A 13,965-nucleotide genomic window follows, 5' to 3' on the forward strand; every position below is an offset into this window, starting at 1 on the left:
TCCCGCGCGCCGCACCGCTTCGTACGCGGTGCGCGGGAGGGCTGTCCCCTGTTGCCCGCTCGGCCCTTCCCGGGAGGCGATCACCGTATGCTCACCGGCGTGACACGCCCCGCCCAGCACTCCGCGCCCGCCCTGCGCCGGCTCCTCGACCTGCTGGCGCAGGGTGCGGCGGCCGAGGAGTTCGACCGGCCGGCCGCCGACGCCCGGCAGGCGGGGGCCTCCGCGGCCGAGCTGGCGGAGATCGCCGAGGCCGCCGCCGTGGCGCTGCGCATCCGGCGCACGCTCGGCCAGCACCGGGTGCGCGAGGCGCAGCTCACCGCCCTGTTCGACACGGCCAGCGACCTGGCGGCCCTGCGGGACCTGGACGCCGTGCTACGGGCCATCGTCCACCGGGCGAAGCTGCTGCTCGGCACCGACGTCACCTACCTCTCGCTCAACGACGACGCCGCGGGCGACACGTACATGCGGGTCACCGACGGTTCGGTGGCCGAGGCGTTCCAGCGGGTGCGGCTCGGCATGGGCGAGGGCCTGGGCGGGCTGGTGGCCCAGACGGCCCGGCCGTACGCGACCGGGGACTACCAGGCCGACACCCGGTTCCACCACACCACCTCCATCGACAGCGCGGTCCTGGACGAGGGCCTGCGGGCGATCCTCGGCGTCCCGCTGCGGCTCGGCGCCCGCGTCATCGGGGTGCTGTACGCGGCCGACCGGGCCCCCCGCGAGTTCACCGCCACCGAGGTGGCGCTGCTGTCCTCCCTCGCCGACCACGCGGCGATCGCCATCGACGGGGCGCGGCTGCTGGAGGAGACCCGGGCCGCGCTGGTCGACCTGAACGCCGCGTCGGAGACCATCCGGACGCACAGCGAGGCGATGCGCCGCGCCGAGGAGGCGCACGACCAGCTCACCGACCTGGTGCTCCAGGGCGGCGGGGCCGACGACGTGGCGGCGGCCCTCGCGGACATCCTGGACGGCGGGATCCTCATCCATGACGCGGACGGCGCGGAGCTGGCCCGGGCCCGCGCCGAACCGCTGCCGCAGCCGATCCCGGCGGTGTCGGCCTCCCGGGCCAGGGGCCGGGCGGTTCCGCTGGACGGCACCTGGGTCTGCGCCGTCCTCGCCGGGCCCGAGCTCCTCGGTTCCATCGCCCTGACCGGCCGGGCCGGGCTCGCGGACGCCGACCGGCTGCTGTTCGAGCGGGCCAGCGTCGTCACCGCGCTGCTCATGCTGCTGCGCCGCTCGGTCGCCGAGACGGAGGACCGGGTACGGGGAGAGCTGCTGGGCGATCTGCTCGCGCGCACCGGAGACCCGGGCACCCTCGCCGCGCGTGCCCGCAGGCTCGGCGTCAATCTGAACCGCCGCCACAGTGTGTTCGTCGCGCACAGCGAGGTGGCCCCCCGCCACCGGCTGCTGGCCGCGACCGCCCGCAGCGCGCAGGCCCTGAACGGGCTGGCCGGACTCCACCACGACCATGTCGTCCTGGTCGCGCCGTCCGACGCACCGGGAGCGGCCGCGCAGGCGCTCGCCGCCGAGCTGGGCCAGGCGGTCGGCTTCCCCGTCACGGTCGGCGCGGCGGGCCCGGCCACGGGTCCGGCCGAGCTGCCCGACGCACACCGCGAGGCCGGCCGGTGCCTCTCCGCGCTGCGCGCCCTCGGCCGCACGGGGAGCGGCGGGGCCGTCGCGGACCTGGGGTTCGTCGGCGTACTGCTGGGTGATCAGGCGGACCTGGGGGGCTATGTGCGGCGGACGCTGGGGCCCGTGCTCGACTACGACGAGCGGCGCGGCACCGATCTGGTCACCACGCTGGACGCCTATTTCGCCGAGGGCGCGAGTCCGACCAGGACCACGTCGTCGCTCCACGTGCATGTGAACACGGTGGTGCAGCGGCTGGAGCGCATCGGCCGGCTCCTCGGCCCGGACTGGAACGCACCCGCCCGCACGCTGGAGATCCAGCTGGCCCTGCGGCTGCACCGGCTGACGCAGGGCCTGTGAGGGAGCCCCGGCGGTGCGGGGTTCTCAGCCGTCCAGGCCCGCCGAGACCCGGCGCGAGGGCTTGAAGACGTACAGGTCGAGGATGTCCGGGGCGTCCGCGAGCCCCGGGCCGCCGGCCGCCGCCCAGGTCACGATGTCCTGCTCGGCGTGCTCGTCGTTGACCAGGCCCAGCCAGACCGGCCGTCCCCCGGCCCGGCGCCCGTCGGCCGAGGGCTGGACGACGATCACGTTGCCCTGCTCGCAGGCGTCCAGGCACTCGACCGCCCGCACGGTGGCGGCGCCGTCCAGACCGGAGCGCAGCCGGGCCAGCTGGGCGGCGTGGTCGACGCCCGGGATCTTCTCGGTACCGCAGCAGCAGCCCCGGCAGACGCTGACGGTGGGGCGGCCGGCGCCCTGGGCGGGCACGTCCTTGCGGGAACGGCGGCTCATCGGGGCACTTCCCGTCGCGGAGAGGGGTGGTGGGGCGACCACCGGCGGTCCGGGTGATCACCACGACTCTACCGAGGCGTCCACGGCTCGAACACCAGCACCCTTGCCGAAGCGGGTGGGGTATCGTTGACGGCTGCGAAGGGGAGTAGCCCCGCAAACCGGTCGTCGACACACTGGAGCCCTCGGGTTCCCGGTGGCCGGGCTCGTGGATCCTGAGAAGGAATCCCCGGGCGGGCGAGACCTTCGGTCCTGTATGACACGCCCACGCCCTGTGGGTGCTGCCGTCATGCCGGGCCGAGTGGTCCTCCCGAAAGCCCGTGCGGCGCTTCGCGAAGATCCGGGGCCCGGCTCGCACAGAAAGCCACCCGGAATGCATCTCGACCTTCTGGCGATCATCACCGCCTTCGGGCTGATCTTCCTCGCGGAGCTCCCCGACAAGACGATGTTCGCTTCGCTCGCCATGGGCACGCGGATGCGCCCGCTCTACGTATGGTTCGGCACCTCGTCCGCGTTCATCGTGCACGTCGCCATCGCCGTCGGCGCGGGCAGCCTCATCGGGCTGCTGCCCGACTGGATCGTCAAGCTCGTCTCGGCCTCGCTCTTCGCCCTCGGCGCGTTCCTCCTGCTGCGCGGCAGCGGCGGGGACGACGATGACGAGACCGAGGTGAAGACGGTGACCGGCTTCTGGCCGGTCTACTCGACCGCGTTCATGGCGGTCTTCATCAGCGAGTGGGGCGACCTGACGCAGATCACCACCGCCAACCTGGCGGCGAGCAACGGCACCTGGTCCACGGCGATCGGTTCGGCCGCCGCCCTGATGTCGGTGTCGGCCCTGGCGCTGCTGGCGGGCAAGTTCATCGCGAAGCGCGTACCGCTGAAGACCGTGCAGCGCATCGGCGGGATCTGCATGCTGGGCCTCGCCATCTGGACGGCCGTGGAGATCTTCACCGGCTGAGGACCGGTTCGACGCGGGTCGGCGCGGGCCCGGGAGCGTACCGGCTTCGGTATCCCCCGGGCCGCCCCGTCTCAGAAGAGCGCCTGGGCCCCGCCCTGCGTCCCACCGCGCTCGAAGGCGAGCAGCCGCCGCTTGCGGTCCAGGCCGCCGCCGTATCCGGTGAGGCTCCCGGAGGCGCCGATCACCCGGTGGCACGGCACGATGATCCCGACCGGGTTCTTGCCGTTGGCCAGGCCGACCGCCCGGGAGGCGCCCGGCTTGCCGAGTTCCTCGGCCAATTCGCCGTACGTACGGGTCTCGCCGTACGGGATCTTCAGCAGCTCCGCCCAGACGCTCCGCTGGAACGGGGTGCCCGCGAGGTTCAGCGGGAGGTCGAAGGCGGTGCGGTCCCCGGCGAAGTAGGCGCCGAGCTGCTCGATCACTTCGCCGAACGGCTCCGGATCGGGCACGCCGAAGGTCTCCTGGGGTGGGCGGTGGCGCTGGTCGGTCATGTAGAGGGCGGAGAGGACGCCGTCGGTGGCGACGAGCGTCAGCGGGCCGTAGGGGCTGTCGGCGACGGTGTGCTGCTTGGCCGTGGCGGCGGGTGTGGTGGTCATTGCGGTGCTCCTTCAGGCGGGCAGGTGGTTGATGGGGTGGTCGTCCACCGTCCAGAGGTACTGCACGGCGTACGCGCGCCAGGGGCGCCAGTCGGCGGCCCGTGCGGTGAGGGCGGCGGGGGTGGCCGGGAGGCCGAGGTGTTCGGCCGCGCGGCGGATGCCGAGGTCGGTGGGGAGGAAGGCGTCGGGGTCGCCGAGGGCCCGCATGGCGATGGACTCGACCGTCCAGGGGCCGAAGCCGGGCAGCGCGGCCAGTTCGGCACGGGCCCGCTCCCAGTCGGTGTCGGTGCCGAGGCGCAGCCGGTCCTCCGCGAGGGCGGCGACGAGCGTGGTGAGGGTGGTGCGGCGGGTGCGCGGCAGCGCGAGCGCCTCCGGGTCGAGGCCCGCCAGCGCCTGCGGGGTCGGGAAGAGGTGGGTGAGCCCGCCCTCGGGGTCGTCGACCGGAACACCGTGGGCGGTGACCAGCCGGGCCGCGTGGGTCCGGGCGGCGGCGGTGGAGACCTGCTGGCCGAGCACCGCGCGTACGGCGAACTCCGCGCCGTCCACGGTGCGCGGCACCCGGCGGCCGGGGCCCGCGTCGACCAGCGGGGCCAGCAGCGGGTCGGTGCGCAGGTGTGCGTCGACGGCGACCGGGTCCGCGTCCAGGTCGAGGAGCCAGCGGCAGCGGCTGATGGCCCGGGTGAGGTCGCGCGGGTCGGTCAGGGAGAGCCGGCAGGCGATGTGGTCGGGGTTCGGGGTCAGGGCGACGACGCCGTGCCCGTACGGGAGGGTCAGGGTGCGGCGGTACGCGCCGTCGCGCCACTCCTCGACGCCGGGGACGGCGGTCGCGGCGAGGTGGCCGAAGAGGTTGCCGGGGTTGAGCGGGGCCCGGTACGGGAGGCGGAGCGCGATGACGCCCGGTACGGCGGTGGCCTGCGGGCCCCGGGCGGCGCGGGTGCGCAGGTCGCCGGGGGCCAGGGCGAAGACCTCGCGGACCGTCTCGTTGAAGGTGCGGATCGAGGAGAAGCCTGCGGCGAACGCCACCTCGGCCATGGGCAGCGCGGTCGTCTCGATGAGGAGGCGGGCGGTCTGGGCACGCTGGGCGCGGGCCAGGGCGAGCGGTCCGGCGCCCAGTTCGGCCAGCAGCTGGCGTTCGATCTGGCGGGCGGAGTAGCCGAGCCGGGCGGCGAGGCCGGGCACGCCCTCGCGGTCGACGACCCCGTCCCGGATGAGGCGCATGGCGCGGGCGACCGAGTCGGCGCGGGCGTTCCACTCCGGGGATCCGGGGCTGGTGTCGGGGCGGCATCGCTTGCAGGCCCGGAAGCCGGCCTGCTGGCAGGCGGCGGCGCTCGGGTAGAAGGTCATGTTGCGGACCTTGGGCGGCACGACGGGGCAGCTGGGGCGGCAGTAGATCCGGGTGGTGAGGACCGCGGTGAAGAACCAGCCGTCGAAGCGGGCGTCCTTGGACTGGACGGCCCGCACGCAGCGCTCGGTGTCGGTGTGCATGGTTCCAGGATGGTTCACCGGTCAGGGGCCTGGCTGGCGGAAATCCGACACGGAGGTCGCGCGGAAATCCGACAGCCGTTCGCACCTTGGTGGCAGCCGCCGGACGCGGTGTCAGCGCATCGCGAGGACTTCCTCGAACTCCACGTAAGCGTGCGCGTCGAAGAGCACGAAGCGCACCTCCTCGACCGGCTCCAGGGTCTCCGCCAGGACCGTGCGCACCGCGATCCGGGCCCCGTCGTCCATCGGCCAGCCGTAGATGCCGGTGGAGATCGCCGGGAACGCGATGGACTTGGCCCCCAACTCGGCTGCCAGGCGCAGGGATTCGCGGTAGCAGGAGGCGAGCAGGGCGGAGCGGTCCTGGGCGCCGGAGAAGACCGGGCCGACCGTGTGCACGATCCACTGCGCGTCGAGGCGTCCGGCGGTGGTGGCGACGGCCTGCCCGGTGGGCAGCCCCTTTCCGTACTGCGAGGCGCGCAGTTCACGGCAGGCGGCGAGGATGTCCGGCCCGCCGCGCCGGTGGATGGCGCCGTCGACCCCGCCGCCGCCGAGGAGCGAGGAGTTCGCCGCGTTGACGATGACGTCCACGGACTGGTCGGTGATGTCGCCGCGGACCAGACGTACGGCGGGAGAGGCAGAGGTGCTCATGCGGACATCATGCCGCGCGCCGGGGGCCTTCGCCGCCCGGTCGGGGCGACCCGCCGGGCGGACCCGCAGTGCGCTCCGGGCCGGGCGGCCGCCTCAGGAGGCCGCCCGCAGCCGTCGCCATACGGCCTTGGCGGCGTGGTGGCCGGACATGCCGTGCACTCCGGGCCCGGGCGGGGTGGCCGAGGAGCAGAGGAACACCGCCGGGTGCGCGGTGGCGTACGGGACGCGGGCGAGCTTGGGGCGGATCAGGGTCTGGAGTCCGGCGAAGGCCCCGCAGGCGATGTCGCCGCCGACGTAATTGGCGTTGCGCGCGGCGAGTTGGGGCGGTCCGGCGAGCGCGCGGGCCAGCACCAGGTCACGGAACCCGGGGGCGAAGCGCTCCAGTTGGCGTTCGATGACGTCGGTGGCGTCGCCCTCCCAGCCTGCCGGGACGTGTCCGTACACCCAGAAGACATGGCGTCCCTCGGGGGCCCTGGAGGGATCGGTGAGGCTGGGCTGGGCGGTGATGAGGAAGGGGACGCTGGGGTCACGGCCCTCCACGGCGGCCCGCAGCGCGGTGTCGATGGTGGTGGCGTCGGCCCCGATGTGGACGGTGCCGGCGCGGCGCGCTTCCTCGGCGGTCCAGGGGACGGGGCCGGACAGGGCGTAGTCGATCTTGAAGGCGGAGGCGCCGTAGCGGTACCGGTGGTAGGCGCTGCCGAGTCCGGCGATACGGGCGAGCGCCGAGGGCGAGGTGTCGAAGATGTAGGCGCGGGCGGGCGGCAGTTCGTCCAGGCGCTTGACCTCGCTGCCGGTGCGGATCGTGCCGCCGTGTTCGCACAGGAGGGAGGCGAGCGCGTCGGAGATGGCCTGGGAGCCGCCGCGCGGCACCGGCCAGCCGTTCTCGTGGGCGGCGAGCGCGAAGACGAGGGCGATCGCGGAGGTGGCGAAGCCGCTGGTGGGAGCTATGGCGTGGGCGGCGAGCCCGGCGAAGAGGCCGCGCGCCTTCTCGCCCTGGAAGCGCCGGGAGACCCAGGTGGCGGGCTGCACGCCGAGCAGCCCGAAGCGGGCCATCCGGTACGGGTCGCGGGGCAGGCTCTCCCAGGGGGTGCGCAGGAAGTCGGCGGCCAGGGTGTCCCAGCGGCCGAGGAAGGGGGCCATGAGGCGGCGGTAGGCGCCGGCGTCGGCGGCCCCCAGCGACATGGCGCTCTCGCCCACGGAGCGGGTGAGCGTGGCGGCCGTCCCGTCCGGGAAGGGGTGGGCGAGGTCGACCTCGGGGTGCAGCCATTGAAGGCCGTGCCGGTCCAGGGGCATCGCCCGGAACGCGGGCGAGCCGATCCCGAGGGGGTGCACGGCGGAGCACGGGTCGTGCCGGAACCCCGGGAGGGTCAGCTCCTCGGTGCGGGCTCCCCCGCCGATGGTGTCGTGCGCCTCGTGGACCTCCACGGAGAAGCCCCGGCGGGCCAGTTCGGCCGCGGCGGTCAGTCCGTTGGGCCCCGCGCCCACGACGACCGCATCGAGCATCGACGGCACTGGGGACTCCTTCGTCGGCCGGCAGTCGGACTCCCAGGGTATGCGGCCGCACCGACAGCGCGGACGCGGACCCCTGTGGAGGGGGGCGCGCCCCCGCTTCCGTCAGCCGCCCGCCCGCAACGCCGTCAGGACCCGCTCGGCGGTGGCCTCGTCGCGGGCCGCGGTGAACGGCAGGTCGTTGCCGCCGGCGATCCGGAACGGGACACCGGACAGCGTCGACTGCGCGCCGCCCGCCTCGGTGACCAGGAGCAGCCCGGCCGCGTGGTCCCAGGCGTACTCCCAGTTGAACGCGGTGGCGTCCAGGTCCCCGCGCGCCACCGCGAGGTACTCCAGGCCGGCCGAGCCGCAGGGGCGGGCCGCGATGCCCTCGGTGCGCAGGCCGAGCAGGGCCCGCTTCTGGGCGTCGGTGGTGTAGTCGGGGTGCGACATGGCGACGTTCAGTACGGCGCCGGGGGCGGGTGCGCCGGACCGTATCGGCGTGCCGTTGAGCGTCGCGCCCCGGCCGCGTACGGCGACGGCCATATCGCCCAGGACCGGTGCGTACGTCCAGGAGGCGAGGACCTGGCCGTGCTGGGCGAGGGCGACCAGGGTGCAGAAGCCGGCCTCGCCCCGGACGAACTGGCGGGTGCCGTCGACCGGGTCGACGATCCAGACGGGGGCGTCGCCGCCGAGGGCATCGTAGACGGACGGGTCGGCGTGCACGGACTCCTCGCCGACGACGACCGAGCCGGGCAGCAGCTTGGTGAGGGCGGCGGTGAGGTGTTCCTCGGCCAGCCGGTCGGCGGCGGTGACCAGGTCGTGCGGGCCGCTCTTCTCGATGATCTCGTGGTCGGCGAGTTTCCGGTGGCGGGGCATGATCTCGGCCGCGGCGGCGGCGCGCACGGCGGCCTCGACCTCGGCCGGCGGTCCGGTGTGCCCGGCGGTCCCGTACAAGAAGTCATCGATCATGGCTCCACCCAATCACGGTCGGCCCGCGACACCGCCGCCGGGCTTGCGAAGGCGCTGGTCAGCAGCTTTTCGCAGCGCCGGTCAGCGGCCGTTCCGCAGCCTCGGCCAGCAGCCGCTCCGCAGCGCCGGTCAACGGCCTACGGCGTACCCCTGCATGCCGCGCGGATTGGCGGCGGCGGACAGGACGCCGGTCTCGGGGTCGCGGGCCACGGCGCACAGGCGTCCCTCCGACCACGGCTCGCCGACCGTGACGTGGTGGCCCCGGCGGCGCAGTTCCGCGATCACGCCGGGGTCCATGCGGCTCTCGACGGTGACGCTGCCGGGGTGCATGGGGCGCGGGTGGAACGAGCCCGGGAAGCTGTCGTTGTGCCAGTTCGGCTCGTCGATCGCACCCTGGAGGTCGAGCCCGCCGCGGACCCGGGCCCGCCGGGCGACGGCGAGGAAGAAGTGCACCTGCCACTGGTCCTGCTGGTCGCCGCCGGGCGTGCCGAACGCCATCACGGGAACGCCGTCGCGCAGGGCGAGGGAGGGCGTGAGGGTGGTGCGGGGGCGACGGCCCGGCGTCAGGGAGTTGGGCAGGCCCTCGTCCAGCCAGGCCATCTGGAGGCGGGTGCCGAGCGGGAAGCCCAGCTCGGGCACGACCGGGTTGGACTGGAGCCAGCCGCCGCTGGGCGTGGCGGAGACCATGTTGCCCCAGCGGTCGACGACGTCCAGGTGGCAGGTGTCGCCCCGGGTGGTGCCGTCCGGGGCGACCAGCGGCTCGGCGTCCGGGCTGGTGCGGCGGGCCATGGTGGGCTCCCCCGCGCCGGGGGCCGGGACGAAGCCGGGGCCGGCCGCGCCGGGCTTCCCGGCGGCGACGGCGCGGGCGTGGGCGGAAAGGCGCGGGGAGCGGCCGCCGGGGCTGCCGGGGCGCAGTTCGGTGGACGCGGTGTGCGTGATCAGCATCCGGCGGTCGGTGTTGTACGGGGCGGAGAGCAGGTCGTCCAGGGGGACGTCGGCGGCGTCCCCGTACCAGGCCTCGCGGTCGGCCATGGCGAGCTTGCAGCCCTCGATGAGCAGGTGGACGTAGTCGGCGGAGCCGTGCGGCGGCAGTGCGTCCGGGAGGAGCGCGAGCTGCTGGAGGAAGGCGGGCCCCTGGCTCCAGCCGCCCGCCTTGGCCAGCGTCCAGCCGTTCCAGTCGTACGTGGCGGGGGCTTCGTACGACGCGGACCAGCCGGCCAGGTCGGCAGCGGCCAGGGTTCCCGTGTGCCGGGCGCCGCTGCTGTCCAGGGTGGGGACGGCGGCCTGCCGTACGAGGGCCTCGGCGACGAACCCCTCCCGCCAGATCGCGCGGGCGGCCTCGATCCGGGCGGTGCGGTCCGCTCCCCCGGTCTCCTCCGCCTCGGCGATCAGGCGTCGCCAGGTCGCGGCCAGGGCGGGGTTGCGGAACAGCTCGCCGGGGCGCGGGGAGCGGCCGCCGGGGAGGTAGACCTCGGCGGAGGCGGTCCACTCGGTCGTGAAGAGTTCGCGCACGGTCTCCACGGTCTCGCCGACCCGCTCGACGGGGGCGTGGCCGTCCTCGGCGTATCCGATCGCGTAGCGCAGCACCTCGGCCAGGTCCTTGGTGCCGTGGTCGCGCAGGAGCAGCATCCAGGCGTCGAAGGCTCCGGGGACGGCGGCGGCGAGCGGCCCGGTGCCGGGGACGAGACCGAGGCCGAGGGAGCGGTAGTGGGCGACGGTCGCCCCGGCCGGGGCGGGGCCCTGACCGCACAGGACGCTCACCTCGCCGTGCGCGGTCGCCAGGATCATCGGCACCTCGCCGGCCGGGCCGTTGAGGTGCGGCTCGACGACATGGAGGACGAACCCGGCGGCGACGGCGGCGTCATAGGCGTTGCCGCCGTCCTCCAGGACCGCCATCGCGGACTGGGAGGCCAGCCAGTGGGTGGAGGACACCATGCCGAAGGTGCCCTGGAGGGTGGGACGGGTGGTGAACACGGCTGATCCTTCCGGTTGTTGCCGAAGGTAGTTCCCAGGGCTGTTGCAGAGGGTTGTTGCCGAGAGGTGTTCCCGAGGGTTGTTGCCGAAGGGCTGTTCCCGAGGAGTCGGGCCGTCGCCCGTCACCACGCTCGGGCGGCTTCGATCAGGAGGTCCCGCACCCGCGCCACCTGAGGGTTGGCGGCGGAGCCGGGGCGCTGCACGAGGTACGCGGTGTTGATCGGCGGGTCCTCGGGGGCGTACAGCTCGACGAGGGCGCCCGAGGCCAGTTCGTCCGCGCAGAGGTAGCGCGGCAGCACCGTGAAGCCCGCCCCCGCCACCACGGCGGCGAGCACACCGCGCAGGTCGGGCACGGTGACGGCGGCCCGGCAATCGAGGCGGCGGCCGAAGACGTGGCGCCAGTAGCGGCGGGCGATGGGCAGGTCCTCGGCGTACGTGATCAGGGGCAGGCCGTGCAGCACGCCCGGCCCCTCGGCCGCGATGCGCTCCGCTCCCCCGGTCCGGGCCGCCCGGTGCGGGGCGGCCGTCAGCACGAACTCCTCGTCCATCAGCGGCACGGCCGCCAGGGCCCGGCCGCGCGGCCGGGTGGTCGCGATGACCAGGTCGTGGCGGCCCGCCCGCAACTCGTCCAGGAGCGGATCGGTGAGCCCGGTCGCGGCGCGCAGCAGCAGCCCCTCCGCGACGAGCGGAGCCAGCGCGGGCAGCACCCGCAGGCACATCAACTCGGCGGGGCCCGCCAGGTGGACGGGGTCGGCCGGGCGCTCACCGGCCGGGACCGTGTCGCCGGTGACCTCGGCCAGGGCGTCCAGCGGGGCGACGATCCGGGCCGCCAGCTCGTCCGCGTACAGCGAGGGGGCGACCCCGCGCGGCAGCCGCTCGAACAGTTCCCGGTCCACCTGCCGCTCCAGGGTGCGCATCTGGGCGGTGACGGTGGGCTGGGAGAGGCCGAGCAGCCGGGCGGCGGCGGTGAAGGACCCCGACCGGTGCACGGCGAGGAAGGTACGCAGCAGATTCAGATCCGCCGGACCCGACGGCCCGGCCGGAGCCGGCTGCGGGTCCGGACCCGGCTGCGGGTCCGCCGTACGGCCCAGCCCGGCGGACCCATCAGGATCCCTATCTCTCATAGCTGCCAGCCTATTGGAAACCTATGGGCGATCCGTCCTACGGTCGCATGAGTCAGCCCTCACCGGGAATCCCCAGCACACACACTCTCGGTCTACAGACACTCTCTCGATCTACGGAGACGTACGACATGGCAAAGATCCTTTTCGTGGTGACCGGCGCGGACCACTGGACCCTGGCGGACGGCACGAAGCACCCCACGGGTTTCTGGGCCGAGGAGGCCGTGACCCCGTACGAGACCCTCACCGCCGCCGGTCACGAGGTGGTCGTCGCGACCCCCGGCGGCGTCGTCCCGACCGTGGACCGCGGGAGCCTGGCGCCCGAGTTCAACGGCGGGCGGGAAGGCGCCGACCGGGTCGCGGCCGCACTGGACGCGTTCGAGGAGCTGCGGAGTCCCGTCGCGCTGGAGGGCGTGGACCTGGACGCGTACGACGCGGTGTTCTATCCGGGCGGCCACGGCCCGATGGAGGACCTCGCGGTGAACGAGGCCTCCGGCCGGCTGCTCGCCGACGCGCTGGCCTCGGGCAAGCCGCTGGGCGTCGTCTGCCACGGTCCGGCGGCGCTGCTCGCCGCGACCGGCCCCGACGGCGTCAACGCGTTCGCCGGGTACCGGCTGACCGGTTTCACCAACGCCGAGGAGGCCCAGGCGGGCTTCGCGGACAAGGCGCGGTGGCTGCTCCAGGACCGGCTGGTGGCGCTGGGTGCGGACTTCCAGGAGGGCGAGCCCTGGGCCCCGTTCATCATCACCGACCGGAATCTGATTACCGGTCAGAACCCGTCCTCGTCGGCCCCGTTGGCGACCGAACTGGTCAACCGGCTCGGCTGACCGTCCGGTCGGCGGCTCGGCGGCTCGCCGGCCGGCCGGCCGGGGTGTTCAGATCCAGTCCCGCCGTGCGGGCGGCTCGCAGAGTTCCAGCACCACCGCGCCCGTCTCCGGCTCGTCCCCGGAGACGGGCCGGACGCGTGCGCCGACCGTCACCAGATGCGGGGCGGCGCCCACGATCTGGCAGCGGAAGACGAATCCTTCGGGGAACCGCACCAGGGACTCGTTGCGTGCCGCCTCGGTGTAGCGGTGGACCACGGCGGTCCGGACGACCACGCCGTGGTCGGTGGTGCGTTCGGGCTCCAGTTCGCTGGACGCGCACACCGGACACAGCAGCCGCCGGAAGGAGGCGGTGCCGCACCAGCGGCAGCGGTGATAGGAGAGGCCGCACTCCTCGTGCGCCTTCTGGATGGTGCCCATTCCTGTCTGGGACACGGCTCGACCCCCTGCGCTCGACTCGGACGCGCCGCACCTGCACTACCGGCGCGTCCGCACCATATGGCACTGAGTGCCGACCCGTAAAGGCACTGAGTGCCCATTGATACTCAGCTCTCGCCGACGGCCGCCTCGATCTGCTGCACGACGCGCCACATCGGGGCGCCCTTCCGCGCGACCATCACGATCACCTCCCCGTCCCCCTCCCCTTCCACCCCGTGGGAGACGGGGAAGGGAACGGCGGGTGCGGGAGCGACGGACCGCCCCCACACCTCGCGCACCAGAGCGAGCGCATGGTCGACGGCTGCCTCGGGATCGCCCGCCCCGCCCGAACGCAGCCACAGCCGCAGCCCGTTGTTGTGCGCGGCGACCACGGACGCGGCGATCACCTCCGCCCGCAACTCTCCGTCACCGTCCTCGCCGAACCGGCCCCGCAGATGGCCGGCGAGGGTCTGTTCGTAGCGGCGCACCACGGACAGCTCGTACGTCCGCAGCCCCGGCACCTCCCGGGTGAGCCGATAGCGCTGCACGGAGAACTCGGGGTTTGCCGCGTACATCCGCAGCACGATGCGCGCGGCGTCGCACACCGCGCCGACCGGGTCACCGCCGTCGTCGGCGGCCAGGAACTCGGTCATCTCGGCGAGGCAGCGCTCATGGTCCGGGAAGACCGCGTCCTCCTTGGACGGGAAGTAGCGGAAGAACGAACGCCGGCCCACTCCGGCCCGCGCCACGATGTCGTCGACGGTCGTCCGCTCGAAGCCCCGCTCCAGGAAGAGCTGGAAGGCCGCCTGCGCGAGCACCTCCCGCATGGGCGCCTTCTTCTCGGGCTTCTCGGGTCCTCGTGCCTCGCTCATGCGGCGAAACGTAGCACCGGAAGGAGGGTTTTGGCACTGGGTACCTTTACAGAGGGTACTGAGTGCCATAATCTCTCCATCAGTACGAATGACACCCAGGTGGGACCACACCCAGGTAGGCAGGAGAGCCGGCGTGAGCTTGAGGATCGTTGTCTGTGTGAAGTACGTGCCCGACGCGACCGGTGACCGGCGTTTCGC

At 74.0% G+C, this 13,965-nt stretch carries 13 protein-coding genes; 3 read left to right on the forward strand and 10 right to left on the reverse strand.

Annotated features, from left to right (window positions below; all coding sequences use genetic code 11):
• Positions 1-87 precede the first annotated feature (87 nt).
• Complete coding sequence (locus JS521_RS08285) at positions 88-1,989, forward strand: helix-turn-helix domain-containing protein (protein WP_205082077.1); 1,902 nt, start codon at positions 88-90, stop codon at positions 1,987-1,989.
• A 24-nt stretch (positions 1,990-2,013) separates the two neighbouring features.
• On the opposite strand, the gene JS521_RS08290 is transcribed toward JS521_RS08285, so the two are convergent.
• A complete protein-coding gene (locus tag JS521_RS08290) occupies positions 2,014-2,418 on the reverse strand; it encodes a (2Fe-2S) ferredoxin domain-containing protein (protein ID WP_205082078.1) in 405 nt (134 codons plus the stop codon).
• Between the two features lie 370 nt (positions 2,419-2,788).
• On the opposite strand from JS521_RS08290, the gene JS521_RS08295 reads away from it, so the two are divergent.
• Positions 2,789-3,373 carry a TMEM165/GDT1 family protein gene (locus tag JS521_RS08295; RefSeq protein WP_205082079.1) on the forward strand — a complete coding sequence of 195 codons (585 nt, stop codon included), beginning with the start codon at positions 2,789-2,791 and terminating at the stop codon, positions 3,371-3,373.
• Between the two features lie 71 nt (positions 3,374-3,444).
• Here the strand turns inward: JS521_RS08295 and JS521_RS08300 are convergent, their stop codons facing one another.
• The 7 genes from JS521_RS08300 to JS521_RS08330 form a co-directional block, all read right to left on the reverse strand.
• Positions 3,445-3,969, reverse strand: coding sequence for a methylated-DNA--[protein]-cysteine S-methyltransferase (locus tag JS521_RS08300; RefSeq protein ID WP_205082080.1), 525 nt, complete (start codon positions 3,967-3,969; stop codon positions 3,445-3,447).
• A 12-nt stretch (positions 3,970-3,981) separates the two neighbouring features.
• Entirely contained in the window at positions 3,982-5,454 is a 1,473-nt protein-coding gene (locus JS521_RS08305) for an AlkA N-terminal domain-containing protein (protein ID WP_205082081.1), read from the reverse strand.
• 111 nt (positions 5,455-5,565) lie between these two features.
• The gene (locus JS521_RS08310) at positions 5,566-6,099 is read right to left on the reverse strand and encodes an O-acetyl-ADP-ribose deacetylase (protein WP_205082082.1); all 534 of its coding nucleotides are present in this window, start codon (positions 6,097-6,099) and stop codon (positions 5,566-5,568) included.
• A gap of 93 nt (positions 6,100-6,192) precedes the next feature.
• Complete coding sequence (locus JS521_RS08315) at positions 6,193-7,611, reverse strand: phytoene desaturase family protein (protein WP_205082083.1); 1,419 nt, start codon at positions 7,609-7,611, stop codon at positions 6,193-6,195.
• 102 nt (positions 7,612-7,713) lie between these two features.
• Positions 7,714-8,559 (reverse strand): inositol monophosphatase family protein, encoded by an 846-nt coding sequence (locus tag JS521_RS08320; protein WP_205082084.1) that lies wholly within the window; start codon positions 8,557-8,559, stop codon positions 7,714-7,716.
• A gap of 129 nt (positions 8,560-8,688) precedes the next feature.
• Positions 8,689-10,533: a gamma-glutamyltransferase family protein gene (locus tag JS521_RS08325; protein ID WP_205082085.1), complete on the reverse strand. Its 1,845-nt coding sequence runs from the start codon at positions 10,531-10,533 to the stop codon at positions 8,689-8,691.
• Between the two features lie 122 nt (positions 10,534-10,655).
• Positions 10,656-11,657 carry a LysR family transcriptional regulator gene (locus tag JS521_RS08330; protein WP_205082086.1) on the reverse strand — a complete coding sequence of 334 codons (1,002 nt, stop codon included), beginning with the start codon at positions 11,655-11,657 and terminating at the stop codon, positions 10,656-10,658.
• Between the two features lie 128 nt (positions 11,658-11,785).
• On the opposite strand from JS521_RS08330, the gene JS521_RS08335 reads away from it, so the two are divergent.
• Positions 11,786-12,481 carry a type 1 glutamine amidotransferase domain-containing protein gene (locus JS521_RS08335; protein ID WP_205082087.1) on the forward strand — a complete coding sequence of 232 codons (696 nt, stop codon included), beginning with the start codon at positions 11,786-11,788 and terminating at the stop codon, positions 12,479-12,481.
• Between the two features lie 48 nt (positions 12,482-12,529).
• On the opposite strand, the gene JS521_RS08340 is transcribed toward JS521_RS08335, so the two are convergent.
• A complete protein-coding gene (locus JS521_RS08340; RefSeq protein WP_205082090.1) occupies positions 12,530-12,898 on the reverse strand; it encodes a Zn-ribbon domain-containing OB-fold protein in 369 nt (122 codons plus the stop codon).
• 125 nt (positions 12,899-13,023) lie between these two features.
• Entirely contained in the window at positions 13,024-13,722 is a 699-nt protein-coding gene (locus tag JS521_RS08345) for a TetR family transcriptional regulator (protein WP_205082091.1), read from the reverse strand.
• Positions 13,723-13,965: the final 243 nt, after the last annotated feature.

It is taken from the genome of Streptomyces durocortorensis (assembly GCF_016901035.1).
Classification (GTDB): domain Bacteria; phylum Actinomycetota; class Actinomycetes; order Streptomycetales; family Streptomycetaceae; genus Streptomyces; species Streptomyces durocortorensis.

Bases quoted from the DNA above. Each gene is read 5' to 3' on its own strand.
- JS521_RS08335 (WP_205082087.1), top strand. From the start codon at position 11,786: ATGGCAAAGATCCTTTTCGTGGTGACCGGCGCGGACCACTGGACCCTG.
- JS521_RS08295 (WP_205082079.1), top strand. From the start codon at position 2,789: ATGCATCTCGACCTTCTGGCGATCATCACCGCCTTCGGGCTGATCTTC.
- JS521_RS08320 (WP_205082084.1), bottom strand. From the start codon at position 8,559: ATGATCGATGACTTCTTGTACGGGACCGCCGGGCACACCGGACCGCCG.
- JS521_RS08305 (WP_205082081.1), bottom strand. From the start codon at position 5,454: ATGCACACCGACACCGAGCGCTGCGTGCGGGCCGTCCAGTCCAAGGAC.
- JS521_RS08345 (WP_205082091.1), bottom strand. From the start codon at position 13,722: ATGCGGGAGGTGCTCGCGCAGGCGGCCTTCCAGCTCTTCCTGGAGCGG.
- JS521_RS08340 (WP_205082090.1), bottom strand. From the start codon at position 12,898: ATGGGCACCATCCAGAAGGCGCACGAGGAGTGCGGCCTCTCCTATCAC.
- JS521_RS08330 (WP_205082086.1), bottom strand. From the start codon at position 11,657: ATGAGAGATAGGGATCCTGATGGGTCCGCCGGGCTGGGCCGTACGGCG.
- JS521_RS08290 (WP_205082078.1), bottom strand. From the start codon at position 2,418: ATGAGCCGCCGTTCCCGCAAGGACGTGCCCGCCCAGGGCGCCGGCCGC.
- JS521_RS08285 (WP_205082077.1), top strand. From the start codon at position 88: ATGCTCACCGGCGTGACACGCCCCGCCCAGCACTCCGCGCCCGCCCTG.
- JS521_RS08310 (WP_205082082.1), bottom strand. From the start codon at position 6,099: ATGAGCACCTCTGCCTCTCCCGCCGTACGTCTGGTCCGCGGCGACATC.
- JS521_RS08300 (WP_205082080.1), bottom strand. From the start codon at position 3,969: ATGACCACCACACCCGCCGCCACGGCCAAGCAGCACACCGTCGCCGAC.